The sequence below is a fragment of the Microbispora sp. H10670 genome, assembly GCF_014161385.1.
GTDB lineage: Bacteria > Actinomycetota > Actinomycetes > Streptosporangiales > Streptosporangiaceae > Microbispora > Microbispora triticiradicis.
This window is the reverse complement of sequence record NZ_JABBWW010000027.1, coordinates 1-26,621: the sequence shown is the minus strand read 5'-3', so window position 1 is coordinate 26,621 and position 26,621 is coordinate 1. Positions and strand designations below refer to the sequence as shown.

The window sequence follows — 26,621 nt, the reverse complement described above, 5'->3', positions numbered from 1 at the left end:
GGAGCGGACTTGCTTGCGTAGCCGGGCAGGAAAAGCCGATCCGCGGCCAAGGCGGATCGGCGTCCAGGAGGGCTCAGACGGGGCGGTTCTGCTGCTCAATGTACTGGTGCAGGACGCTGATCGGTGTGCCGTCCACGCTTCCCGCGAAGTAGGAGCCCGACCACAGCTTGTTCGCTCGGTAGTAGTGGCGGGCCAGTTCGGGGAACTCCTGTCGCATCCGGCGGGAGGAGACGCCCTTGAGGCTGTTGACGAGCCGGAACAGGGCGATCTTGGGCGGGAAGTCCACCAGCAGGTGTACGTGGTTGGCCTCGCCGTTGAACTCGGCCAGTTCGGTCTCGAAGTCGGCGCAGACGTCCCGCATGATCTGCTCCATGCGTTCCAGGTGTGCCCCGGTGAATACCCGATGCCGGAACTTGGTCACGAAAACCAAGTGGGCCCGCGGGACGAAAACGCAATTTCTTCCGGTTCTGATGTCTCAATATTCGATCACAGGCCGATTGGTATGGTCACGGTGTGCAGCTCAGGTACAACTTCCGCCTCTATCCGACGCCGGGCCAGCGTCACGCTCTGGCCCGTGCGTTCGGGTGTGCGCGGGTGGTGTTCAACGACGGGCTGCGCGCACGGCAGGACGCTCGGGAACAAGGCGTGCCGTACATCTCGGACGGGGAGTTGTCCAAGCGGGTCATCACGCAGGCGAAGAAGACCCCCGATCGTGCCTGGCTGGGCGAGGTGTCCGCCGTGGTGTTACAGCAGGCTCTGGCGGACCTGAACAAGGCGTACTGGAACTTCTTCGACTCGGTCACCGGAAAGCGGAAGGGCCCGAAGATCGCCCCGCCCCGCTTCCGGTCACGCAAGGACAACCGGCAGGCGATCCGCCGATCGGTGACATTCCAGTCCGCTGGTCACGGGACCTGCCCACCGAACCGTCCAGCGTGACGGTGGTCAAGGACGCGGCCGGCAGGTACTTCGCCTCGTTCGTCATCGAGACCGGCAAGGCCCCGCTTCCGGAGACGGCCGCCGAAGTGGGGATCGACCTCGGGCTGTCCCACTTCGCCGTCACCTCTGACGGCCGGAAGGTGGACAACCCGCGTTTCCTCCGCCGCGCCGAGCGGCGCCTGCGCAAGGCACAGCAGGAGCTCTCCCGTAAGGAGAAAAGTTCAGCGAACCGCCAGAAGGCCAGGGCCAAGGCCGCCACGGCACATGCCAGGGTGGCCGATGCGCGCCGTGACTGGGCACACAAGCTCTCCACCCAGATCATCCGTGATAACCAAGCGGTGTACGTGGAGAACCTCGCCGTGTCCGGCCTCGGGCGCACCCGCCTTGCCAAGTCCGTTCACGATGCGGGCTGGTCGCAGTTCGTCGCAATGCTGGAGTACAAGGCGGCGCGGTACGGCCGCCACTTCGCCAAGATCGACCGATGGTTCCCCTCCTCCAAGCTCTGCTCTGGCTGCGGGACCGTCGCCGAATCGATGCCGCTTGCGATCCGGTCGTGGACCTGCCCGTGCGGGGCGGTCCACAACCGGGACATCAATGCGGCGATCAACATCCTGGCCGCCGGACGGGCGGACAGGCTAAATGCCTGTGGAGCGCGGGTAAGACCGGGGCCTGCCCCGGCACAGCGCGAGGAAGCAGGAAGCTTCAGAGGTGCCGCATGAAGCGGCACGGGCTGAATCCCCGGCCTTCAAGGCCGGGGAGCGCGTCAAAGCACGCGGAGCCGCCCCCAGAGGGCGGACCACCGCTCCCGCTGCTCCTCGCACAGCCAGATCGGGGCGCCCTGGAACGTGTTCCTCACGTTCAGGCCGTTGTCGACCGCCGCGACGCGGCGGACCCGGGTGAAGGAGTCGCGCAGACGGGCCGGCGGGTCGCCGACGTACAGCGTGACCGTGGCGTCGTCGGGGGGCGGGCCGAAGTACCAGAAACCCCGGTGCGGGCTGTAGCCGTGCGGCAGCCCGCGTGCGGGGCCGTAACGCTCGATCGCGCTCGCGCTCCAGTAGTGGCCGGTGACGACCACGGTGCGCCTCCGGACCTCCGGCGGCAGGGCCCGGTACGCCCCGGCCACCGCGTCGGCGAGCTCCGGCCAGCCGACGCTCTCTGCATTGACGAGGTTCTCCGCGCCGTCCTGCCCGGCGAGGGTCTCCACCGGCCGCACCGGCAGCACCGCGAGCACCATGGCCGCCGACAGCACGGCCAGGGGCCACGCCACCCATACCGGCCACCGGCCGCGTACGCGGTCGAGACCCACCGCGCCCGCGGCCCACAGTGCCGGGAACAGCCCCGTCACGTAGTAGCCGGCGCCGAAGGTGAGGACGAACACCAGCACCAGCCCGGCCAGGGCCCACCCGAGGAAGCGATACTCGGGCGTCCGGAGCGCGCGCCACAGTCCGTACACGAGCAGCGGCGTGCCGAGGACGCCCGCCGAGCCCAGCAACAGCAGGAAGAACCCCGCCGGGCTGTGCTCCCCGGCCAGCACGGCGCCCAGCTCCAGCTGGGGCCAGCCGTTGCGGGCCTGCCACAGCACGGCCGGGACGCAGGACAGCGCCGCCACCGCCATGCCGGCGAGGAACCACGGGCGCCGCAGCAGCTCGCGCGGCCCGGCGGCCGCGATCGCCACGCCCGCGACCAGCCAGAAGAACACGATCGTGTACTTGCCCTGCAGCGCGAGCCCGGTGACCAGTCCCGACCACAGCAGCAACCGGTCGTCGCGCAACCGGACCCACCGGACCAGCAGCCAGGTGACGACGATCCACAGGAACGTGTCCACGGGCGTGGTGGCGAGCACGTGCCCGCCCGCGCCCAGCACCGGCGACCCGGCGACGGCGGCGGCGGTCAGCAGCCGCGCCCGCCGGGTGCCGCCCATCTCACGGGCGATCGCCGCGGCGATCGGCACTCCGCCCACGGCGCACACCAGGGCGGGCAGCCGCATCACCGCCGGCGATCCCGGAGCGACGACGTCCATCGCCCGCGCGAGCAGCGGCAGCAAGGGGGGCTGGTCGGCGAATCCCCAGTCGAGGTGGTGACCCGCGGCCCAGAAGTACAGCTCGTCTCCGAAGTAGCCGTACCGCCCGCCGGTCAGCGCGAGCGCCAGGCCGAGCACGCCCGCCACGGCGAGCACCGGCCAGGAGCCGGCGACGCCCGCGGCGGCCCGTCGCGGGGCGCGTACGGCTGTGGGCTCGTCCACGGCGGCCCCCGCCCCCGCTCCCACGTCGGCCCCCGCCCCGGCGCTCACCGAGACTGGTCCGGGCGGGCCCGGCCGAGCTGCCCGGCGATGACGTCGGCGACGGCCGGCCAGTGCTCCTTCAGGTAGAAGTGCCCGCCCGGGAACACGTGCATCCGGAACTCGCCGGAGGTGTGGTCGCGCCACGCGTCGACCTCGTCCGCGCTCGCCTTCGGATCGTCGTCGCCGGTCAGCGCGATCGTGGGGCAGCCGAGCCTCGGCCCGGGCCGGTACCGGTAGGTCTCGACCGCCCGGTAGTCGCTCCGCAGCGCCGGCAGGATCATCTCGACCACCTCCGGGTCGTCCAGGACCCGCGCGTCGGTGCCGCTCAGCCGCTTCATCTCGGCGACGAGAGCGCTGTCACCGCCCAGGTGCACGATCTCGTCGTCGTGGCGGTCCCGCGAGGGGGCCCGCCTGCCCGACACGAACAGCGCGGCGGGGTCGAGGCCGCGCCGCCGCTTCATCCGGGTCGCCACCTCGAAGGCGATCATCGCGCCCATGCTGTGCCCGAAGAGCGCGACCGGCCCGCCCATGAGGGGTTCCAGCGCGCTGAAGGCCTCGTCGGCGAGCTCGTCGATGGTGGACAGGCAGCGCTCGCGCAGCCGGTCCTGCCGTCCCGGGTACTGCAACGCCAGCACCCGGTGGCTGGACCGCAGCAGGCCCGACAGCGTGGAGAAGTAGCTCGCCGATCCGCCCGCATGCGGAAAGCAGACGAGGGTGGCGGACCCCGCGGGTCCGTGCGTCCCGGGTCCGTCGTGGTAGCGGCGGATCCACACGTCGTCGAGGAGTGTCTCGGTCAAGGGTGCTTCCGATCGTCGAGGGAGATCGTCGCGGGGAACCGCGCGAACGAGGTCAGGGGTCACTCGGTGAGTCACTCAGGGGGTCGTTCAGGGGGTCACGAACAGCCGGTCCCGCCCCAGCGCGGGAGGGACGTGGTCGCCCACGTACGCGGCCAGACCGGCGAGGAGGCGGTCGATGTCGTCGTCGTCGTTGTACGGGGCGAGCCCGACGCGCACCCCGCCCCGGTCGCCCAGGCCCAGCCGCCGGGACGCCTCGGCGGCGTAGAAGGTGCCGGACTCGGTGTCGATGCCGAGGGCCGCGAGGTGGTGGGAGACGTCCCTGGGGTCGTGCCCCGCCACGCTCAGCAGCAGGGTGGGCGTCCGGCTGGCGGCCCGGGAGTGCACCGTGACCTGGGGCAGCTCGGCGAGCCCCCGCTCCAGCCGGAGCCGGAGCGCGTCCTCGTGTGCCTCGATCGCGCCCAGCGCGGCCACGAGGCGCTCCCGGCGGGTGCCCGCCCGCACGGGGCTCAGCCCGGCCAGGAAGTCCACCGCCGCCCGGACCCCCGCGAGCACCTCGTACGGCAGGATGCCGAGCTCGAAGCGCTCGGGCACGACGTCGGTCGCGGCAGGCAGTTTGTCGGGGCTCAGGGTGCGCAGCAGCTCCGGCCGCGCGGCCAGCACCCCGAGGTGCGGCCCGAAGAACTTGTACGCGGAGCAGGCGACGAAGTCGGCGCCGAAGCTGTCGAAGTCGACGCTGACGTGCGCGCTGTAGTGGGCGGCGTCGACGTAGCACAGCGCGCCCGCCTCGTGCGCCAGCCGGGTGATCTCCCGGACCGGCGGCCTGGTGCCGATCAGGTTCGAGGCGGCGGTCACGGCGACGAGGCGGGTCCGGTCCGACAGGACCCGCCGGACGTGGTCCGCCGTCAGCTCGCCGGTCTCCGGGTCGAAGTCGGCCCACCGGACGGTCGCCCCGGCCTGGGCCGCCGCCAGCACCCACGGCTGGACGTTGGACTCGTGGTCGAGCCGGGTCACCACCACCTCGTCGCCGGGAGCCCAGGTCTTGGCCAGCGTCCGGGAGAACTCGTGGGCGAGCTGGGTGGCGTTCCGCCCGAAGACGACGCCGCCCGGGTCCGCGCCGAAGAAGTCGGCGAGCGCCTGCCGCGCCTGGACGACGATGGCGTCCGCGTTGCGCCCGCCGGTGGTGTTGCTGCTCCGGTTGGCGAGCGGGCTGGACATCGCCTCCACGATCGCGTCGATCACCGCCCGCGGCACCTGCGGGCCGCCGGGGCCGTCGAAATGGGCCGAGCCCGCCCCGAGCGCGGGAAACTCGGCCCGTAAGGCGGCGACGTCGTACGGATGGAAGACGGTCACGTGTGCCCCCAGATCGAAACAGACAGCGGAGAAAGATTCCGCCTGGCGGGATCATTCACCCCCGCACTCCGCGGAACCAGGCAGAAACGGCGGAGAAGCTGCCGGCGCACCGGCCACCTCGCAGGTCTCACGTCCGGTCGTCGGCCGCGGCGCGGCCGGCCAGCCGGTCGAGTGCCGCGAGGACCCTCCCGGCGCCGTCCTCGGCGGCGATCCGCCCGCTCAGCGCTTCGGCCGCCGCCCGGTACCCGGGCCGGGACACCGCCGCGGAGATCGCCGCGGTGAGGCGGTCGACGCTGAGCTTCCGGTACGGAACCGGCGCGGGACCGGCGCCCAGCGCCTCGATTCGGCCGCCCCAGAACGGCTGGGAGCCGAGGATGGGGATGGTCACGGTGGGCACGCCGGCGCGGAGCCCGGCGGCGGTCGTGCCGGCCCCCGCGTGGTGGACCACCGCGGCCATCCTCGGGAACAGCCACTCGTGCGGCGTCTCGCCGATCGTGATGACATCGTCGGAGTGGCCGGTCAGCCCGGCCCACCCGGCCTGGAGCACGCCGCGCCGCCCGGTGCGCCGCAGCGCCTCGCCGACGATCCCGGCGATCCTCTCGGCCTCCTGCCCGGACATGCTCCGGCTGCCGAAGCCGACGAAGACCGGGGGCGGCCCCGCGGCGAGGAAGTCCGCGAGATCCGCGGGCGGCCGCCAGCCGGGCGCGACCGCCGGCCAGAGGTAGCCGGACATCTCCATCGTCTCCGGCCAGTCCGCCGGCCGGGGCAGCGCGGCCGGGCTGATCCCGTGCAGCACCGGCGTCCGCGCGATCTGCCGGGCGATCTCCCGCCGGCTCAGCGCGGGCAGTCCCAGCCCCGCGCGCAACTGGTTCGTCGCGCCGTCCAGCAGCAGCGAGAAGACGCCGTTCATCAGGTGATGGGCCGTACGGTTGCCCCACGGCCCCAGCGAACGACTGATCGGCAGATAGGTCGGCGGATACTCCGCGGTGGGATAGAGCGGGTCGAGGAACACGCCGGCGCAGGGGATGCCGAGGCTCTCGGCTACCTGAAGCCCCGGCATCGCGGGCAGCGACAGAAGCAGGACGTCCGGCCGGTGCGACCGGGCGGCGTCGAGGATGACCCGGCCGCGGTCGAGCACCGACTCCCGCATGCTCCGGATCGCCTGCCTGCCGTCCTCGGCCTGGGTCCACCCGCCGGCCGCCGCCGGGTCGCCGGAGACCTCCCGGAACTCCGCGCCGGTGGCGCGGACCATGCCGGCGAACCGGGCATAGGCCGCGACGGCGACCTCGTGCCCGCCCTCCCCCAGCCGGGCCGCGAGCCCTGTGTACGGCGCGACGTCGCCCATCGTGCCCAGCGCGACGATCAGTACTCGCATGGGGATCCTCCCGGCTGCGGGCGGCCGTCGTACGCGGTCACGCGTCGAACTCCTGGTGCCGCGCGGTGAGCTTCTCCAGGGTGGGCACCACGTCGGCCGGGCTCGGGTCACTCGCCATCTCGGCCTGGAGCCGCTCGGCGCCGTCGGTGAACCGCTCCTCCGCCAGCAGCCGCTCCAGCCCGCCGCGCAGCGCGGCCGGAGTCAGCGCGTCCTGCGGGACCATCAGTCCGGCGCCGATCTCGGCGGTCCGCCGCGCCCGGTAGAAGTTGTCCCAGACCGAGGGGAAGACGAACTGCGGCACGCCGTACGCGGCCGCCGTGGACCAGGTCCCCGCGCCGCCGTGATGGGCGATGGCCGAGCAGGTGGGCAGCAGCGCGTGCAGCGGGACGAAGTCCACCGCGCGAACGTTGTCCGGCAGCGTCGCGGCCCGTTCGCGCTGTTCGGCGTTCAGGGTCGCGACGACCTCGACGTCCAGGTCGCCGAGCGCGTCGAACAGGCCCGCGAGGGAACCGACGAGGTAGTCCGCGCCGTCCCTGGCGGTCAGCCCGACGGTCACGCACACGCGCGGGCGCTCCGGCGGCCGGCGCAGCCAGCCGGGCAGCACCGAGGTGCCGTTGTACGGGACATAGCGCATGGGCACCGTGGGCTCGCCGAGCGGCAGCCGGATGCTGACCGGCATCTGGTCGATCGTCCAGTGCCCGCGGACCACGGTCTCGTCGAAGGTCAGATCATGACGGTCGAGCACCTCGCCGAGCCAGTCGGCGAGGGGGTCGCGGTGCGGCCCGCCCGGCCGGGCGGCCAGATGGCCCAGGAACGCCACCCGCTGGTCGAGGAACAGGTCCGCACCCCAGAGCAGCCGGGCGTGCGCCGCTCCCGCCGCCCTGGCGGCGATCGCGCCCGCGAACGTGAACGGCTCCCAGATCACCAGGTCCGGCCGCCAGTATCGGGCGAAGCGCACCAGGTCGTCGATCATGGCGTCACCGTTGACGTGCGCGAAGAACGCCTTCGGCAGCATGTCGTGGAGCGCGCCGACGAACTCGGCGGAGTGCACCTCGGGGCGGCCGGGGTCGAGGTCGACGGCGTTCCACGGCGTGCCGGCGTCGTCGACCTCGACACCCGACATCGCCCCGCCCATCTCCCGGTCGTCGCCGACGGGTACGGCGGTCAGCCCGGCCGCGGTGATCGTACGGGTGAGGGCGGGCTGACTCGCCACCCGCACCTCGTGCCCGGCGGCCCGCAAAGCCCAGGCCAGCGGGACGGAACCGAGATAATGGGCGTCCAAAGCGAACGATGTGAACAGAACACGCAAAACGATCAGTCTCCTCCGGATTCATGACGTCGTCGGATGCACCTGGTAGGCGGTGCCAGGCCTGGGAGCGGGCCTTGGTGACAGGCCCAGTGAGGTGTCCGCGAACTTGGCCGGGTCGGTCACCGCGCCTGCCTTGTCGGTCACCGCGCCTGCCTTGTCGGTAACCGCGCTGACATGGTCGGTCACTGCGCCGGCTTGGTCGGTCACCGGGCTGGCTTAGTCGGTCACTGCGCCGGCCTAGTCCATCACTGCGCTTCGCCGGCCTGGTCGGTCACTGCGCCGGAAGGAACCTCCGGTCCTCGCGAAGCCCGCTTCGCTGGGCCCTCGCTGCGGTCCTCGGTCCCTTCCGCTCCGCTCCCTCCACCCCGGTGGACGTTGGCGGACAGCGCACTAGGAGGCCGCGCCGATCGCCCGGTCGATCAGCGCGAACATCTCGTCGTCGGTGGCGTCGTCCACGGCCGCCGAGCCGACCGCGGAGGCGCCGGTCGCGCCCGCGGCGTGCCTGGCGGTCAGGGCCTTCAGCCGGGCGACGAGCGCCGCTCGCTCCGCGTCCGTCACGGCCGGCGAGCCGAGAGCCTCGTCCAGGTCGTCGAGCCGGGCCAGCAGCGCCTCGGCCGCGCCGGGCCCGTCGGGGTCCGGTTCGTCCGTCAGTAGCTGTGGCCGCAGGTAGGCGACGAGATCCGCCGGCGTAGGGTGGTCGAACACCAGCGTCGCGGGCAGCCGCAGCCCGGTCGTCTCGGCGAGCCGGTTGCGCAGGTCCACCGCGAGCAGCGAGTCGAACCCGAGGTTCTTGAACGACTGGGCGGGATCCACGGCGGTGCCCGGCTCGTACCCCAGCACCGTCGCCACGTGCCCGAGGACCAGGTCGGTGAGCGTCCGATGCCGCCGCGCCGCGGGCATGGCCGCCAGCCGGTCCGCCAGCGACTCCACCGCCACGGGCGCGGCCGCCGCCGTCCGCCTCCGGGTCATGCCGCGCAGCAGCGAGGACGACACCTCACCGAGATCGAGGCGGATCGGCACCAGGACGGCGTCGTCACGGGCGACGGCCGCGTCGAACAACGCCAGGCCCAGCTCGGCGGACATCGGCAGGACCCCGCTGCGGGCCATCCGGCCCCGCCCGCCGGCCTCGCCCGCGCGGCCCGCCATCCCGCCGGCCTCCGCCCAGACACCCCAGGCCAGCGACGCCGCGGGCAGTCCTTCGGCCCGCCGCCGGACCGCGAGCGCGTCGAGGAAGGCGTTGGCCGCGGCGTAGTTGCCCTGGCCCGGCCCGCCGAACGTGCCCGCCGCCGAGGAGAACAGGATGAACGCGGACAGGTCGGCGTCACGCGTCAGCTCGTGCAGGTTCACCGCGGCGTCCACCTTCGCCGCGAACACCGTGTCGATCCGCTCCGGCGTGAGCGACTCGACCACCCCGTCGTCGACCACCCCCGCGGCGTGGATCACCGCGGTCAGCGGGTGGTCGAGTCCCGCGAGGACCCTTTCCAGCTCCCCACGGTCGGAGGCGTCGCAGGCGGCGAACGTCACCGACGCGCCCGCCTCGGCGAGGCCGGCGGCGAGTTCGTCGGCCCCAGGCGCGGCGGAGCCACGGCGGGACAGGAGCAGCAGGTGCCGCGCGCCGTGCGCGGCGACCAGGTGCCGGGCCACCACCGGGCCCAGGCCGCCGCTGCCGCCGACGATCAGCACCGTGCCCTCGGGGTCGAGCGGACGCGACGGTGCGGCGGGCGCCTCCCGCACCCGCGTCAGCCGCAGGGCGTACGGCCTGCCGTTCCGTACGGCCAGCTGCGGTTCCCCCGTCGCCACCGCCGCGGCCACTGCCGCCGTGTAGTCGTCCCGGCCGCGATCGCGGTCCGTGTCGCGGTCGACGTCGACGAGTACGAAGCGGCCGGGGTGCTCGGCCTGCGCCGCCCTGACCAGTCCCCATACCGCCGCCTGTCCCGGGTCGCCCTCCGCGCCCCGGGTGACGACGACCAGTTTCGCGTCCGCGAACCGTTCCTCCGCCAGCCACCGCTGCGCCAGGGCCAGGACGCGGCGCGTGTTCAGGCGGGCGGCCGCCGCCGTGTCGCCGTCCCCTTCTCCGTCGGCATCTCCGCCGGCGTCTCGGTCGGCCGCCTCTCCAGCAGCGGCGCTCAGCGCGATCGCGACCGCGGCGGGCACCTGCTCGGGCACGTCGTCGAGGTCGTCGGCGAAGAGGATCGCGGCGGCGGGCGGCGCGTCCACGGGCACCCACTGCGGGCGGAAGAGGCAGTCCGCGCCAGGGGCGCGGGTCCCGGGCAGCCGGTCGGCCGAGAACGGCCTGGCCACGACGGATCCCACCGAGGCGACCGGCACGCCTCGCGCGTCGCAGATGTCGAGCGAGCACGCCTCCTCGCCCCGCTGCACGATGCGGACGCGCAGATCCGTGGCGCCCGACCGGTGGAGTGCGACGTCCGTCCAGGAGAACGGCAGCCGCGGCGCCGGCGCGCCGTCCCCGTCACGGCCGACGAACATCGCGTGCAGCGCCGCGTCGAACAGGGCCGGGTGCAGGCCGTACCCATCGGCCATGTCGAAGGCGGCCGCACCGGAGGCGGCGTCCTGTGCCAGGCTCACCTCCGCGTAGGTCTCGTCCCCCTGTCTCCACACCCGGCGCAGCCCTTGGAAGGCGGGGCCGTAGTGGAATCCGCTGTCGCCGAGACGGTCGTACAGGCCGTCGACGTCGAGCTCGGGGGCGGGCGGCGGCCAGCGCGTGAGCGAGACGGCCTCGCCGCCGGGCCGGGACGCGAGGAAGCCCACGGCGTGCGTCGTCCAGCCGGCGTCGTCGGGCTCGTCCTCGCCGAGGGAGTACACGGCGATCCTGCGGCGTCCCGCGTCGTCCGGCGCGTCGACGACGACCTGCAGCCGCACTCCGCCGTCGGGCGGGAGGGCCAGGGGCGACTGCAGCGTGAGCTCTTCGAGCAGGTCGCAGCCGGTCTGCCGGCCCGCGTGCAGGGCGAGCTCGACCAGCGCCGTCCCGGGCAGGAGAGGGACGTCGTGCACCGCGTGGTCGGCCGGCCAGGCATGCGTGCCGAGGGAGAGCTTCGCCGTGAACAGGAAGCCGCCGGAGGCCGGCAGCGGCGCCGCGGCGTCGAGCAGCGGGTGGCCGGGCTCGGACAGACCGAGCCCCGCGGCGTCCCGCTCCCTCCGCGCGGGGGCGTCGAGCCAGAACCGGCGCCGCTGGAACGCGTACGTGGGCAGGTCGATCGTCTTCCCTCCGCCGCCGAGAAGGGCGGTCCAGTCGACGGTGGCGCCGTGGGTGTACGCCTCGGCCGCCGACGCCACAAACCGAGCGAAACCACCATCACCCCGGCGCAACGAGCCGACCACCCCCGCCTCGACACCCGCCTCCTCGACAACCCCCCGCAACCCCAACCCCAGCACCGGATGCGCCCCACACTCCACGAACAACCGGTAACCATCACCCAGCAACGACCCCACCGCACCCGCGAAATCCACCGGCCGCCGCAAATTCTCAAACCAATACCCCCCACCCAACTCCTCCCCACCCACCAACCCCCCGGTCACCGTCGAATACACCCCCACCCCACACACACGCGGCTCCACAAAGGCCAAAGCCCCGGCCAAGTCCTCCCGCACCGCCTCCACCTGCGGCGAATGCGACGCATACTCGATCGCCACCCGCGACACCCGCACCCCCGACCCCTCACACCACGCGGTCAACTCCGCCAGCGCCGCCAACTCCCCCGACACCGCACACGACCGCGGCCCGTTCACCGCAGCCACCACCAACCGCCCACCCCACCGCCCCACCAACGCCTCGGCCTCCCCCGCCGAGCACCCCACCGACACCATCCCCCCACGACCCGCCAGCACCCGCCGGATCGGACCGCCCCGCGCCACCACCAACCGCGCCGCATCCCCCAAACTCAACGCCCCCGCCACACACGCCGCCGCGATCTCCCCCTGCGAATGCCCCACCACCGCCGACGGCACCACCCCCACCGACCGCCACACCTCCGCCAGCGACACCATCACCGAGAACAACGCCGCCTGCACCACCTCGTCCCGCTCCAACAAGCCACGGGCACCCCCACCCACACCCCCACCGGAACCACTACCGGGACCGCTGCGCAGCACCTCCAGCAACGAGAAATCCACCAACGGCTCGAACGCCGCCACACACTCCCCCACCCGCGCCGCAAACACCGGCGACTCCACCAGCAACCGCGCCGCCATCCCCGCCCACTGCTGCCCCTGACCCGGGAACACGAAGACCACGCCGCCCTCGGCCACCCGGCCGCGTACGACGCCGGGCGCCTGCCTGCCCTCCGCCAGTGCCGCGAGGCCGTCGGCCATTCCGGCGCGATCCGGCCCGAGGACCACCGCGCGGTGCTCCAGCGCCGACCGGGTCGTCGCCAGGGACCACCCGACGTCGGCGGCGGACGCGTCCGACTCAGCCAGGAAGGCGCGCAGCCGGTCGGCCTGCCCGCGCAGGGCGCGCTCGTCGTGCGCGGTGACGGGCCAGGCGAACATCTCCGGCGTCCCCGGCCCGGTCACGGTGAGCGCCTCCCGGAAGGTCTCTCCGAGTGCCTCCCCGGACGACTCGCCGGTCTGCTCGCCGCGGCTCCTGTCCGGCCGCTCACCGCGCTGCCCGACCGGGTGCTCGGCCGGCTGCTCGTCGGCCTGCTCCAGGATGACGTGGGCGTTGGTGCCGCTGATGCCGAACGACGACACCGCCCCGCGCCTCGGCCGGTCGGTCCCCGGCCACTCGACCGGCTCGGTCAGCAGCGACACCGCACCCGCCGACCAGTCCACCCGCGAGCTGGGCGTACGGACGTGGAGGGTCCTGGGCAGCACGCCGTGCCGGATCGCCTCCACCGTCTTGATCACACCGGCGACGCCCGCGGCGGCCTGGGTGTGGCCGATGTTCGACTTCACCGAGCCGAGGAACAGCGGGCGCTCGCGGTCCTGTCCGTACGCCGCCATCAGGGCCTGGGCCTCGATGGGGTCGCCGAGACGCGTGCCCGTCCCGTGCGCCTCCACCATGTCCACGTCCGACGGCGCCAGCCCGGCGTCCGCCAGCGCCGCGCGGATCAGCCGCTGCTGCGCCAGGCCGTTCGGGGCGGTGAGGCCGTTGGAGGCGCCGTCCTGGTTCAGGGCGGTGCCCCTGATCACCGCGAGCACCCGGTGGCCGTTGCGCCGGGCGTCCGACAGCCGTTCCAGCAGCACCAGCCCCACGCCCTCGGCCCCCGAGGTGCCGTCGGCGTCGTCGCTGAAGGGCTTGCTGCGCCCGTCCGGCGCGAGCGCGCGCTGCCTGCTGTACTCCACGAAGAGGACGGGGGTCGACATCACCGTCACGCCGCCCGCGAGCGCCATCGCGCACTCTCCCCGGCGCAGCGCCTGGACCGCGAGGTGGATCGCCACGAGCGAGGAGGAACACGCGGTGTCCAGGGTGATGGCGGGCCCCTCCAGACCGAAGGTGTAGGCCACCCTGCCGGACGCGAGGCTGCCGGCGCTGCCGTTGCCCAGGTGCCCCTCCACCTCCTTGGGCACGGGCCGCACCCGGACGGCGTAGTCGTTGTACATGACGCCGGTGAAGACGCCGGTCTGGCTGCCCCGGACCGACGCCTGGTCGATCCCGGCCCGCTCGAACAGCTCCCAGGAGGTCTCCAGCAGCAGCCGCTGCTGGGTGTCCAGCGTGAGCGCCTCCCGGGGCGAGATGCCGAAGAACTCGGGGTCGAACCCGGCGACGCCGTCCAGGAACCCGCCCTCACGGGCGTAGCTGTGCCCGTGACTGTCCGGGTCGTCGTCGAACAGGTTCGCCAGGTCCCAGCCGCGGTCGTCCGGGAACCCGCCGATCGCGTCCTCGCCGGCGGACACCATCCGCCAGAGGTCCTCGGGGCTGGTGACGCCGCCCGGGTAGCGGCAGCTCATCGCGACGACGGCGACCGGCTCCCGGGACGCGGCCACCTGACGCCGCAGCCGTTCGGTCTCCTTCAGCGAGGTCCTCAGGGCGTCGAGAACGCGGTTGTCCTGGTTGGTCATGGATGGCGCCTTCCGAACGGCTGTTGTCATCAGTCAGTGACGCTGTTGGCCATGGCGATCAGGGCCTCGGCGTCCATCGAGTCGATCTGCTCGTCGTCGTGCCGGTCCTCGGCCCCCTGCTGCCCCGCGAGATGGAGCAGCCGGTCGAGCAGGCCGCTGTCGCGGAGGGTGTCCAGGGGAATCGCCGCGAGGGCGGCGCGGATCCCCGCGTCCCGGGTGGCGGCCTCGTCCGGCGCCGGGGCCAGTTCGGCCAGCAGGAACTCGGCGATCGCGCGGGGGGTCGGGTAGTCGAAGACCAGGCTGGCCGGCAGCTTCAGCCCGGTCGCCGTCCGCAGCCGGTTGCGCAGCTCGACCGCCGTGAGGGAGTCGAATCCGAGGTCCCTGAAGCGCCGGTCCGCCTGCGTGAGATCCCCCGGGCGGTGGCCGAGCACCACCGCCGTCTCGGCGAGGACGGCCCTGACGACCGCCTGCTCGCGTTGCGCCTCGGGAAGGCTCCCGATCCGGCGCAGCAGGCCGTGGCCGCCCGCGCCGTTTCCGTTCCCGCCGCCCGTGCCGCCTCCGCCCGCCGGGCGGGACACGGCGGGCACGAGGGCCCGGAGCCGCGCGTTCAGCACGCCGTCCCGGGCCCGCCCGCGCAGCACCGCGAGGTCGAGCCGCACCGCCACCGGTGCCGGTTCGCCCAGCGCGACCGCGGCGTCGAGCAGCGCGAGGCCCTGCGCCGAGGTCAGCGGGACGACCCCGGACGCGGCCATCCGCCTGCGGTCCTGTTCACCGAGACCGCCGGTCAGCCCGCTGGTCTCCTCCCACATTCCCCAGGCGACCGACGTGGCCGTCAGCCCGAGCGCCCGGCGGTGCGCGGCCAGCGCGTCCAGGAACGCGTTGGCCGCCGCGTAGTTGCCCTGGCCCGCCGCGCCGAGGACCCCGGCGGCCGAGGAGAACAGCACGAACGCGGTGAGATCGAGGTCGCGGGTGAGCTCGTGCAGGTGCGACGCCGCGTCCACCTTGGCCCGGAACACGGCGTCCAGGCGCTCGGGTGTCAGCGACGCGACCACCCCGTCGTCGAGCGCACCGGCGGCGTGGACGACCGCGGTGACCGGATGCGCCGCCAGCAGGCCGGCCACGGCGTCCCGGTCGCCCAGGTCGGCCGCGACGATCACCGCCTCCGCGCCGAGCTCCGCCAGTTCGGCGGCCAGTTTCTCCGCGCCGTCGGCCGCCGGACCGCTCCGGCCGGCCAGCACGAGCCGCCGGACCCCGTGCTCGGCCGCCAGGTGCCGGGCGACCAGCCCGCCCAGCGTGCCGGTGCCACCCGTGATCAGCACGGTTCCGTCCGGTTCCCAGCCGCGGCCACCCGTCGCGGCGTCGGCCACAGCGTCCGTCGTGGCGTCCGCTGCGGGGACGAGGCGCGGCGCGTACACGACCCCGTCGCGTACGGCGACCTGTGGCTCGTCGTGGGCGGCGGCGGCCTTCAGCGGTTCGGGGCCGGGCTCGTCCACGTCGACGGTCACGAGCTGGAACCGGCCGGGGTGTTCCGCCTGGGCGGACCGCACGAGCCCCCAGGCGGCGGCGCGGGCGAGCGCGGCGGGCTCCGCCTCGGCCGCCTCCCGGCCGACCAGCACCAGCCGCGACTCGTCGAACGCGTCGTCCGCGATCCACGTCTGCACGAGCCGCAGCACGTGACCGGTCACGGACCGTACGGCGAGGGGAAGACCGGGTTCGGCAGGGGGTTCGGCAGCGTGCTCGATCGGCGCGAACACGACCGCCGGGACCGGCAGCCCGGCCTCGATCGCCGCCCGCAGTTCCGCGACGCCGTCGAAGGCCTCCATCCCGGGGAGGGGTGTGCCGCCGACGACCGCCCAGGGTCCGGCGGCCGGGGTCCCGGGGACCGGCAGCTCCGTCCACTCCGTGCGATAGAGGTGGTCGCCTCTGGGCGGGTCCATCGCGCGGAGGAGCAGCGACGACACCGTGGCCACCGGTTCGCCGAACGCGTCCGTGGCGAGCAGCGCGAACCCGTCCGCGCCGGTGGGGGTGATCCGCACCCGCAGGGCGGTCGCGCCGGTGGCGTGCAGCGCCACGCCGGACCACGAGAACGGCAGCATCGGCGTGTCCGCCTCGGTCACGAGGGCGAGGGGATGCATCGCGGCGTCGAGCAACGCCGGATGCAGGACGTACCCGGTCGCGTCGAGCTCCCCGAGGGGCTCGATCTCGGCGAAGATCTCCTCGCCGCGCCGCCAGGCGGCCCGTACGCCCTGGAACGCCGGGCCGTACCCCAGCCCGGTGGCGGCGAGACGGTCGTAGAGATCGGCGGGATCGAGCGGCTCGCCGCCGGGCGGCGGCCACTCGGTGAGGTCGCCGGGCCGCTCCGGGGAGCCGGGCGCGAGGGTCCCGGTGGCGTGCGACGTCCAGTCGCCGCCGTCGGCGCGCGCGTGCACGGCGACGGACCTGCGGCCGTCCTCGTCACCCGCGCCCACGGTGACCTGGACCTGCGTCGCGCCGTCTCCTTCCAGCACCAGAGGGGCCAGGATGGTGAGCTCCTCGACGAAGGGGCAGCCGGTCTCGCTGCCCGCGCGGCCGGCCCATTCGACGAAGGTCGTGCCGGGCACCACGACCGAGCCCCGGACGGTGTGGCCGGTCAGCCACGGATGCGCGCCGGTGGACACCTTCGTGGTGAAGACGTGCCCGTCGGAGGCCGCGAGCGACACCGCCGCGGACAGCATGGCGTGGTCGACGGAGTCGAGGCCCGCCGACGAGACGTCCGCGGCGCCCCCGGCGTCGAGCCAGTAACGCCGGTGCTGGAAGGCGTACGTCGGCAGGTCCACCCGCCGGCCCGCGCCCTCCAGCGCGGCCCGCCACGCCACACCCGCTCCCGCCGTGTACGCCTCGGCCAGCGAGGTGTGGAGCCGCCGGAGACCGCCGTCGCCGCGCCGCAGCGTCCCGACGGCCGTGACGCCGTCGGCGACGCCCGTCAGCACGGGATGGGCGCTGCACTCGATGAAGACATGGTCCTCGAACGCGCGCAGCGCCAGGTCGAAGCGGACCGGGCTGCGCAGGTTGCGGTACCAGTACTCCGCGTCCAGCGTCGTGCCCTCGGCGAAGCCGCCGGTGACGGTGGAGAAGAACGGCACCTGCGTGTCGCGGGCCGCCACCGGCCCCAGCGCCTCCAGCAGTTCGTCCTCGATGCTCTCGACGTGAACCGAGTGGGAGGCGTAGTCGACGGGGATGCGCCGGGCGCGGTCCCATCGGGCCAGGACCTCCTCCAGCGCCTCCGGGTCGCCGCCGACGACGGTGGCGTGCGGGCCGTTCACGGCCGCGACCGACAAGCGGCCGTCCTGACCGGCCAGCCGCTCCTCCACCTCGGCGAGCGGCGCGGGCACCGACGCCATGCCGCCGTGCCCGGCCAGGGACCGCGCGATCACCTGGCTGCGCACCGCCACGATCCGGGCGGCGTCCTCCAGGCCGAGCGCGCCCGCCACGCACGCCGCGGCGATCTCTCCCTGCGAGTGGCCGACCACCGCCGAGGGCGTCACCCCGAAGGACCGCCACACCTCGGCCAGCGACACCATCACGGCCCACAGCACGGGCTGGACCACGTCGACCCGTTCCAGGGCCGCCGCGTCGCCGAGCGCCTCCCGCAAGGACCAGTCCACGTAGGGCTCCAGCGCCCGCGCGCACTCCTCCAGCCGCGCGGCGAACACCGGCGAGGACTCGGCGAGCTCCACCGCCATCCCCGCCCACTGCGACCCCTGGCCGGGGAAGACGAACACCACGCCCCGGTCGGCGGGCGTCGCCCCGCTCAGCACGTTGGCGGCCGTGTCCTGGCCGACGATCGCGGTCAGGCCGGCCAGCGCCTCCTCCCGGTCTCCGCCGAGCACGACGGCCCGGTCCTCCAGCGCGGCGCGACCGGCCAGCGAGACCGCCACATCGGTCAGGGCCACCTCCGGCCGTGCTTCCAGGAACGACCGCAGCCGCTCCGCCTGCCCGCGCAAACCCTCCGCGCCGCGCCCCGACACCAGCAGCGGGACCGGACCCCGCCACTCCCGCTCCGGCGCCGGTTCCGGCTCGGCTTCCGGGGCCTGCTCCAGCACCACATGGGCGTTGGTCCCGCTCACCCCGAACGCCGACACCCCCACCCGCCGGGGCCCGCCGGTGACCGGCCACTCCACCGGCTCGGTCAGCAGCGACACCGCCCCGGCCGACCAGTCCACGTACGAGCTCGGCGCGCTCACGTTCAACGTCCGGGGCAGCACCCCGTGCCGCATGGCCTGGATCATCTTGATGACCCCGCCGACGCCCGCCGCTGCCCCCGTGTGGCCGATGTTCGACTTCAGCGCGCCCAGCCACAGCGGCCGGTCGCGGTCCTCCCCGAACGTCTCGACCAGCGCCTGCGCCTCGATCGGATCGCCGAGCCGGGTGCCGGTGCCGTGCGCCTCCACCGCGTCCAGGTCGGACGGCTCCAGGCCCGCGTCGGCCAGCGCGGCCCGGATCACCCGCTGCTGCGAGGGACCGTTCGGCGCGGTCAGCCCGTTGGACGCGCCGTCCTGGTTCACCGCCGACCCGCGCAGCATGGCCAGCACCTCGTGCCCGTTGCGCCGGGCGTCCGACAGCCGCTCCAGCAGCACGATCCCGATGCCCTCGGCCCAGGCGGTCCCGTCGGCGTCGTCGCTGAACGGCTTGCACCGCCCGTCGGGCGCCAGCCCGCGCTGCCTGCTGTACTCGACGAAGAACGCCGGGCTCGACATCACCGTCACGCCGCCCGCCAGCGCGAGCGTGCACTCGCCCCGGCGCAGCGACTGCGCGGCCAGGTGCATCGCCACCAGCGACGAGGAGCACGCCGTGTCCACCGTCATCGCCGGGCCCTCCAGGCCCAGCGAGTACGCCACCCGCCCGGACGCGATGCTGCCCGTGTTGCCGTTCCCGAGGTAGCCCTCGACGTCCTTGGGCACCCGCCGCATCCGCATGGCGTAGTCGCCGGTCATGATCCCGGCGAACACGCCCGTACGGCTGCCGCGCAGCGACCTGGGGTCGATCCCCGCCCGTTCGACGGCCTCCCACGAGGCCTCCAGCAGCAACCGCTGCTGCGGGTCCATCGCGAGCGCCTCACGCGGGGAGATGTCGAAGAAGGCGGCGTCGAAGTCTCCGGCCTCGTGCAGGAACCCGCCCGCGCGCACGTAACTGTGGCCGTGGCTGTCGGGGTCGTCGTCGAACAGGTTCGCCAGGTCCCAGCCGCGGTCGGCCGGGAACGCGGAGATGCCCTCGCGGCCGTCGAGCAGCAGCCGCCACAGGTCGTCCGGGGTGCGCACGCCGCCGGGATAGCGGCAGCTCATCCCGACGACGGCGATCGGGTCGTCGGTGGAGCCGACGGCCGGGGCGGCGGCCTTGCCGGCGGCCGGCTCCCGGACGGCGGCCCGCGCCGCCTGCCCCGGCCGCCCCGTGCCGGCGCCGGTCAGCTCCGTCATGAGCCGCTCCGCGAGCGCGGCGGGGCTCGGATGGTCGAAGACGACCGTCGCGGGCAGCTTCAGGCCCAGCTCGGTGTTGAGCGAGTTACGCAGCTCCACCGAGGTGAGCGAGTCGAAGCCCAGCTCGTCGAACGACCTGCCCGCCTCCACCGACTGCGGGCTGTGGTGCCGCAGGATGTCGGCGACGCGCTCACGCACCAGGCGCAGCACCGCGCCCGCCCGCTCGCCCTCGGGCAGGGCCGCCAGTTGACGGCCGTACTCTCCTCCCGCTCCGCCGGAGACCGCACGGCGAAGCGGTCCGCGTACGACGCCCCGCAGGAGCGGATGCGCCTCCGACGCCCGCACCCGGGCGGTGTCGAGCCGCGCGGCCACGTAGGCCGCCTGCCCGCCCGCCACCCCGGCGTCGAACATCGCCAGCGCCTCGTCCGTGGCCAGCGGGGACAGCCCCGACCTCGCCAGCCTGGCGCGGTCGGCGCCGGCCAGCCCCTCGGTCATGGCGCTGGTCTCGGCCCACTGTCCCCAGGCCAGGGAGGTCGCGGGGAGCCCGTCCGCGCGCCGCGCGCGGGCGATCGCGTCGAGGGCCGCGTTGGCGGCGGCGTAGTTGCCCTGCCCGGCCGCGCCGAACACCCCGGCCGCCGAGGAGAACAGGACGAATGCGGTCAGGTCGCGGCCTCGGGTCAGCTCGTCGAGGTGACGCGCGGCGAGCACCTTCGGGTCGTGGACCCGCGCCATCCGTTCGGGCGTCAGCGACTGGATCACGCCGTCGTCGAGCACGGCGGCGGCGTGCACGACGGCGGTGACCGGGTGGTCGGCCAGCACCCGCGCCAGCGCCTCCCGGTCGGTCACGTCGCACGCGACGACCGTCACCTCGGCCGGCACCTCCTTGACCAGTTCGCGTACGCCCGGTGTCTCCGGCCCCCGGCGACCGGCCAGGACGAGGCGGCGGACCCCGTGCGCGGTGGCCAGGTGCCGGGCGATCAGGCCGCCGAGCGTCCCGGTGCCGCCCGTGATCAGCACGCAGTCGTCCGCCGACCAGACGGAGCCCTCCGCGGTGACCCGCTTCAGGCGGCGGACGAAGACCTCTCCTTCGCGTACGGTCACCTCGGGCTCGTCCATCGCGAGGATCCCGGCGACCAGCCCGTCGACGGCGGTGTCCGCGTCGACCAGGACGATCCGGCCCGGGTGTTCCGCCTGGGCCGACCGGACGAGCCCGGCGACGGCCGCGGCGGCCGGATCGTGATCGGCGTTCGTGGTCGCCACCACGAGCCGGGAGCCGGCGAACCGTTCGTCCGCCAGCCACGCCTGCAGAGAGCCCAGCACGTCGCCGGCACCGGTGAGGAGCACCACGTCCGCCGCCTCGGTGCGCTCGTCGACCCGGTCCGCCGACGTGATCGTCAGCGGCTCGGCGGCACGCGGCTCGGCGGCGGGGAGTTCCGCGGGGACCCGGTCCACGACGAGCAGGGGGGTGGCGGCGCCGATCCTCTCGGGAACCGGCCGCATGACGACCGACTCCGCCGTCAGCACCGGCCGGCCCTCGTCGTCGGCGAGGTGCAGGGAGAAGACGCCGTCGGCGGACGGGGTCAGCCGGGCCCTGACCGTGGTGGCTCCCGCCGCGTGCACCGACACCCGCTGCCATGCGAAGGGCAGCCGCGGGGTACCGGTCAGCTCCAGGACGGCGGGCTGCAGGGCCGTGTCCAGCAGCGCCGGGTGCAGCACGAACCCCTCGGACGCGAGCCCGGCGGGCGACGCCGCCTCGGCGAACCACTCGCCGTCCCGCCGCCACGCCCGGCGCAGCCCGCCGAAGGCTGAGCCGTAGTCGTACCCGTGGGCGGCGAGCGCGGCGCGCACCTCGGCGAGGTCGACGGGTGTGGCGTCCGGCGGCGGCCACGGCATCGGCTCGGCGGCGGCGGTGTCCCGGCTCACCGTCCCGGTGGCGTGCCGGGTCCACTCCGTCTCGCCGCTCGCGCGGGAGTGCACGGCGAGCGAGCGGCGCCCGGAGTCGTCGGGGGCGCCGACGCCGACCTGGATGTCGACCAGGCCGCCGTCCCGGAACACCAGGGGGTTTTCGAGCGTGAGCTCGTCGACCATCGTGCAGCCGGCCTCGTCGGCGGCCCGGACGGCCAACTCGACGAACGCCGTGCCGGGCAGCAGCACCGTGCCCAGCACCCGGTGGTCGGCGATCCACTGCCGCGTGCCGGTGGACAGCCGGCCGGTGAGCAGCACGCCGCCCGAGCCGGCCAGCCGGGTCGTCGCGTCCACCATCGTCTGCGAGGCGGACGCGCCGTCGAGCCAGAAGCGCCGGTGCCGGAAGGCGTACGTCGGCAGGTCCACCCGCCGGCCCGCGCCCTCCAGTGCGCTCCGCCAGTCGACCGGGACGCCCCGCACGTGCGCCTCGGCCAGCGATGTCAGGAGTCTGCCGACGCCGCCGTCGCCGCGCCGCAGGGACCCCACCGACACGACGTCCGTGCCCGCCGTGACCACCGGGTGGGCGCTGCACTCGACGAAGACGTGGTCGGCCAGCGCGCGCAGCGCCAGGTCGAAGCGGACCGGGCCGCGCAGGTTCCCGTACCAGTACTCCGCGTCCAGCGCCGCGCCCTCGACGAAGCCGCCGGTGACCGTGGAGAAGAACGGCACCTCGCCGTCACGGGCCGCCACCGGCCCGAGCACCTCCAGCAGTTCGTCCCGCACCGCCTCGGTCTGCGGGGTGTGCGACGCGTAGTCGATCAGCACCCGCCGGGCGCGGTCCCATCGGGCCAGGACCTCCTCCAGCGCCTCCGGGTCGCCGCCGACCACGGTGGCGTGCGGGCCGTTGACCGCCGCGACCGACAACCGCCCGTCCCGCCCGGCCAGCCACTCCTCCACCTCGGCGAGCGGCGCGGGCACGGACACCAGGCCGCCCCGGCCGGAGAGCGACCGGCCGATCACCTGGCTGCGCAGGACCGTGACGCGCACGGCCTCCTCCAGGCTGAGCGCGCCCGCCACGCAGGCCGCGGCGATCTCTCCCTGCGAGTGGCCGACCACCGCCGAGGGCGTCACCCCGAACGACCGCCACACCTCGGCCAGCGACACCATCACCGCGAACAGCGCCGGCTGCACGACGTCGACCCGCCGCAGGGCTTCGGCGTCGCCCAGCACGTCCCGCAACGACCAGTCCACGTAGGGGCTCAGCGCCCGCGCGCACTCCTCCAGCCGCGCGGCGAACACCGGCGAGGACTCGGCGAGCTCCACCGCCATCCCCGCCCACTGCGACCCCTGGCCGGGGAAGACGAACACCACGCCCCGGTCGCCGTCCGGACCGTCCAGGCCGGCCGGGCCCCGCACCACACCGGCCGCCGACGCGCCGCGCGCCACCGCCGCCAGACCCGCCAGCACCTCGTCCCGATCGCCGCCGAGGACGACGGCCCGGTCCTCCAGCGCGGCGCGACCGGCCAGCGAGACCGCGACGTCCGTCAGGGCCACCTCCGGCCGTGCTTCCAGGAACGACCGCAGCCGCTCCGCCTGCCCGCGCAAACCCTCCGCGCCGCGCCCCGACACCAGCAGCGGGACCGGACCCCGCCACTCCCGCTCCGGCGCCGGTTCCGGCTCGGCTTCCGGGGCCTGCTCCAGCACCACATGGGCGTTGGTCCCGCTCACCCCGAACGCCGACACCCCCACCCGCCGGGGCCCGCCCGTAACCGGCCACTCCACCGGCTCGGTCAGCAGCGACACCGCCCCGGCCGACCAGTCCACGTACGAGCTCGGCGCGCTCACGTTCAACGTCCGGGGCAGCACCCCGTGCCGCATGGCCTCGACCATCTTGATCACACTGGCGACACCCGCGGCCGCCTGCGTGTGGCCGATGTTGGACTTCAGCGCACCCAGCCACAGCGGCCGGTCGCGGTCCCGCCCGAACGTCTCGACCAGCGCCTGCGCCTCGATCGGATCGCCGAGCGTGGTGCCGCTTCCGTGCGCCTCCACCGCGTCCAGATCGGACGGCTCCAGGCCCGCGTCGGCCAGCGCGGCCCGGATCACCCGCTGCTGGGACGGCCCGTTCGGCGCGGTCAGCCCGTTGGACGCGCCGTCCTGGTTCACCGCAGATCCACGCATCACGGCCAGCACCTCGTGCCCGTTCCGCCGGGCGTCCGACAGCCGCTCCAGCAGGAGCATGCCGACTCCTTCGGCCCAGCCCGTGCCGTCGGCGGACGCCCCGAAGGACCGGCACCGGCCGTCCGGGGAGAGCCCGCGCATGCGGCTGAACTCGAAGAACACGCCGGGGTTCGCCATCACCGCCGCGCCCCCGGCCAATGCCAGCGTGCACTCGCCCCGGCGCAGCGACTGCGCGGCCAGGTGCATCGCCACCAGCGACGAGGAACACGCCGTGTCCACCGTCAGCGCCGGGCCCTCCAGGCCCAGCGAGTACGCCACCCGCCCGGACAGGACGGCGTCCAGATTGCCGGTGACGACGTGGCCCTCCAGTTCCGCGGGCACCTCCTCCAGCCTCGGCCCGTACTCCTGGCTGCTCGATCCGACGAACACGCCGGTGCTCGTGCCGTTCAGCGCCGTCGGGTCGATCCCGGCCCGCTCGAAGGCCTCCCAGGAGGTCTCCAGCACCAGGCGCTGCTTGGGGTCCATCACCAGGGCCTCGCGCGGCGCGATCCGGAAGAACGCGGCGTCGAAGCCGGCGACGTCCGCCACGAAGCCGCCGTGCCGCACATAGGTCGTGCCGGGGTGGTCGGGGTCGGGGTGGTAGATCGCTTCGAGGTCCCAGCCGCGGTCGCGCGGGAACTCCGTGATCGCGTCCACCCCCTGGTCCACCAGCCGCCAGAGGTCCTCCGGCGACCGGACCCCGCCGGGAAAACGGCAGCTCATCCCGACGATGGCGATCGGCTCGTCGGCGACGGCCCCGATCGTGGCGGTGGGACGCGACTCGGCCGCGTCGCCGTACATGCGCGTCAGCAGGTGGGTGGTGAGCGCCTCCGGCGTCGGGTAGTCGAAGACGAGGCTGCTCGGCAGGGTGAGCCCCGTCGCCGCCGCCAGCCTGGTCCGCATGTCCACGGCGGTCAGGGAGTCGAAGCCCATCTCCCGGAACGTCCGTCCCGTCACCTTCGCCGCGTCGGTGTGCCCGAGCACCGCGGCGACCGTGCCGGACACCAGTTCGCGTACGGCCCTGCGGCGGTCGGCCGCCGCGACCACGCCGAGCCCGGCGGACGGCACGGGCGCCGCGGGTGCCGGGGACAGCGCCCGGCGGACCTCGGGCAGTTCGGAGATCAGCGGGCTCGGCCTGCCGACCGTGAACGCCGGGGCGAAGGCGGCCCAGTCCACGTCGGCGACCGAGAGGAAGGTCTCGTCGTCCGACAGCGCCTCGTAGAACGCCGTGAGCGCGTCGCCGGAGCGCATCGGCCGCAGGCCGAGCCGCTCCAGCCGCTCCCCCATGCCGTCGGCGCCGCTCTCGCTGCCGGCCCACACGCCCCAGGCCAGGGACACCGCGCGCAGCCCGCGCGACCTGCGCCGCACGGCCAGCGCGTCGAGCACGGCGTTCGCGGCCGCGTAGGCGCCCTGGCCGCCGCCGCCCCACACGCCCGCTCCCGAGGAGATCAGCACGAAGCCGTCGAGATCCCGGTCGAACAGCTCGTCCAGGTTCTCCGCCCCCACCGCCTTGCCGCGCATCACCTCGGCGGCCTCGGCCGGGGTCAGGTCCTCCAGGTCCCGCCAGTGCGGGATCCCGGCCGCGTGCACCACCGTACGGATCGGGCCGTCCGCCTCCACCGAGGCGACGAGCTCCGCGAGGGCGGCGCGGTCGGCGGCGTCGCACGCGGCGATCGTGACCCGCGCGCCCAGCGCGGTCAGCTCGGCCGCGAGGCCGGCGGCGCCCGGCGCGTCCGGGCCGCGCCGCCCGGTCAGCACCAGGTGCTCGGCGCCGTCCGCGGCGAAGCGGCGGGCGATCCGCGCGCCGACGTTCCCGGTGCCACCGGTGATCAGCACGGTCCCGCGGGGCCGCCAGGTGGCCTGCGTCCGGTCCGCGCGGGGAGCCCGCGTCAGCCGCCTGCCGAGGACCCCCTCGCGCCGGATCGCGACCTGGTCCTCGCCGCCGGCGGCCAGCACGGCCGCCAGGCGCCGGTAGACCGCCGCGTCGGTGTCGGCGTTGATCTCGGTGTCGTCCGGCAGGTCGATCAGGCCGCCCCAGCGGCCGGGGTGCTCCAGCGCGGCGACCAGGCCGAGGCCCCAGACGGCCGCCTGACGCGGGGACGGGGAGTCCACGGCCACCGCGCCGCGGGTGGCGACCCACAGCGGCGCCGTCAGACCGGCCTGGATCAGGGAGAGCGTGACGCCGAAGGGGTCGGAGTCGGTGAGCGCGGCGAGCGAGAGCACGCCGGCCAGTCCGGGGGTGCCGGCCGCGACCTCCGGCAGCGACTCCACGGGGACGGCGACCGCGGTCGCGCCGGCGGCGGCCAGTGATGCGGTGACCAGCGCGGCCGTGACCGGGCCGGCCGGCTCGTCCCCCGTGGCCACGAGCCAGGTCCCGCGCAGCCGGGGCGCCTCGTCCTCCGCGACGGCCCGCCATTCGACCCGGTAACGCCAGTCGTCCACGGGGGAGGCGGCCGGTGGGACGGGGGTGTCGAGCCAGTAGTGCTCCCGCTGGAACGCGTAGGTCGGCAGGCCCACCACGCGGGGCTCCGGGCCGAAGGCCGGCGTCCAGTCGACCGGCGCGCCGCGCGTCCACGCCTCCGCCGCCGAGGTGAGGAGGCGCCGGGGCCCGCCGTCGTCGCGGCGAAGTGATCCCACGGCGACGACGTCCCGCCCGGCCCGTTCCGCGAGGTCCGAGAGGCCCGCCGTCAGCACGGGGTGCGGGCTCGCCTCGACGAAGGCGTTGACGCCGTCGTCGAGCAGGGCGCCCACGGCGGCGTCCAGGCGGACCGGTTCGCGCAGGTTGCGGAACCAGTAGCCCGCGTCGAGCCCGGCCGTGTCCAGGCGCTGCCCGGTCACGGTGGAGTAGAACGGCACGTCGGTGGTGTGGGGGGTGACGGGGGCGAGGACCTCGGCGAGTTCGTCGCGGATGGCCTCCACGTGTGCCGAGTGGGAGGCGTAGTCCACCGGGAGCACCTTGACGTCCGCCCGCATCGCC

At 74.6% G+C, this 26,621-nt stretch carries 9 protein-coding genes and 1 pseudogene; 1 reads left to right on the top strand and 9 read right to left on the bottom strand.

The annotated features are described in order from the left end of the window. Positions 1–73: 73 nt before the first annotated feature. A complete protein-coding gene (gene tnpA / locus HHX33_RS28740; protein ID WP_182877371.1) occupies positions 74–472 on the bottom strand; it encodes an IS200/IS605 family transposase in 399 nt (132 codons plus the stop codon). Positions 473–513: 41 nt separating this feature from the next. Here tnpA and HHX33_RS28735 point away from each other — a divergent pair. After that, positions 514–1,655 (top strand): annotated as a pseudogene (locus HHX33_RS28735) (RNA-guided endonuclease InsQ/TnpB family protein). Between the two features lie 44 nt (positions 1,656–1,699). Here HHX33_RS28735 and HHX33_RS28730 read toward each other — a convergent pair. The 8 genes from HHX33_RS28730 to HHX33_RS36605 all read right to left on the bottom strand — a co-directional run bounded on the left by HHX33_RS28730 (position 1,700) and on the right by HHX33_RS36605 (position 26,617). Next, a complete protein-coding gene (locus tag HHX33_RS28730) occupies positions 1,700–3,226 on the bottom strand; it encodes an ArnT family glycosyltransferase (RefSeq protein ID WP_182877342.1) in 1,527 nt (508 codons plus the stop codon). Beyond that, positions 3,223–4,014 (bottom strand): thioesterase II family protein, encoded by a 792-nt coding sequence (locus HHX33_RS28725; RefSeq protein WP_182877341.1) that lies wholly within the window; start codon positions 4,012–4,014, stop codon positions 3,223–3,225. Before HHX33_RS28725 ends, HHX33_RS28730 begins: the two co-directional genes overlap by 4 nt. Before the next feature lie 87 nt (positions 4,015–4,101). Beyond that, complete coding sequence (locus HHX33_RS28720) at positions 4,102–5,364, bottom strand: cysteine desulfurase-like protein (RefSeq protein WP_182877340.1); 1,263 nt, start codon at positions 5,362–5,364, stop codon at positions 4,102–4,104. 127 nt (positions 5,365–5,491) lie between these two features. Then, positions 5,492–6,739 carry a glycosyltransferase gene (locus HHX33_RS28715; protein ID WP_182877339.1) on the bottom strand — a complete coding sequence of 416 codons (1,248 nt, stop codon included), beginning with the start codon at positions 6,737–6,739 and terminating at the stop codon, positions 5,492–5,494. Between the two features lie 37 nt (positions 6,740–6,776). Continuing rightward, on the bottom strand, positions 6,777–8,048 hold the full coding sequence (locus HHX33_RS28710) for an activator-dependent family glycosyltransferase (protein ID WP_182877338.1): 1,272 nt from the start codon (positions 8,046–8,048) through the stop codon (positions 6,777–6,779). A 21-nt stretch (positions 8,049–8,069) separates the two neighbouring features. Beyond that, positions 8,070–8,255 (bottom strand): hypothetical protein, encoded by a 186-nt coding sequence (locus tag HHX33_RS28705; RefSeq protein ID WP_182877337.1) that lies wholly within the window; start codon positions 8,253–8,255, stop codon positions 8,070–8,072. A gap of 183 nt (positions 8,256–8,438) precedes the next feature. After that, entirely contained in the window at positions 8,439–14,066 is a 5,628-nt protein-coding gene (locus HHX33_RS28700) for a type I polyketide synthase (RefSeq protein ID WP_182877336.1), read from the bottom strand. A gap of 29 nt (positions 14,067–14,095) precedes the next feature. Then, entirely contained in the window at positions 14,096–26,617 is a 12,522-nt protein-coding gene (locus tag HHX33_RS36605; RefSeq protein WP_259402966.1) for a type I polyketide synthase, read from the bottom strand. Positions 26,618–26,621: the final 4 nt, after the last annotated feature.

Excerpts from the sequence above, each read along its gene's own strand:
- HHX33_RS28700 (WP_182877336.1), bottom strand. The coding sequence starts at position 14,066 with ATGACCAACCAGGACAACCGCGTTCTCGACGCCCTGAGGACCTCGCTG.
- HHX33_RS28715 (WP_182877339.1), bottom strand. The coding sequence starts at position 6,739 with ATGCGAGTACTGATCGTCGCGCTGGGCACGATGGGCGACGTCGCGCCG.
- HHX33_RS36605 (WP_259402966.1), bottom strand. The coding sequence starts at position 26,617 with ATGCGGGCGGACGTCAAGGTGCTCCCGGTGGACTACGCCTCCCACTCG.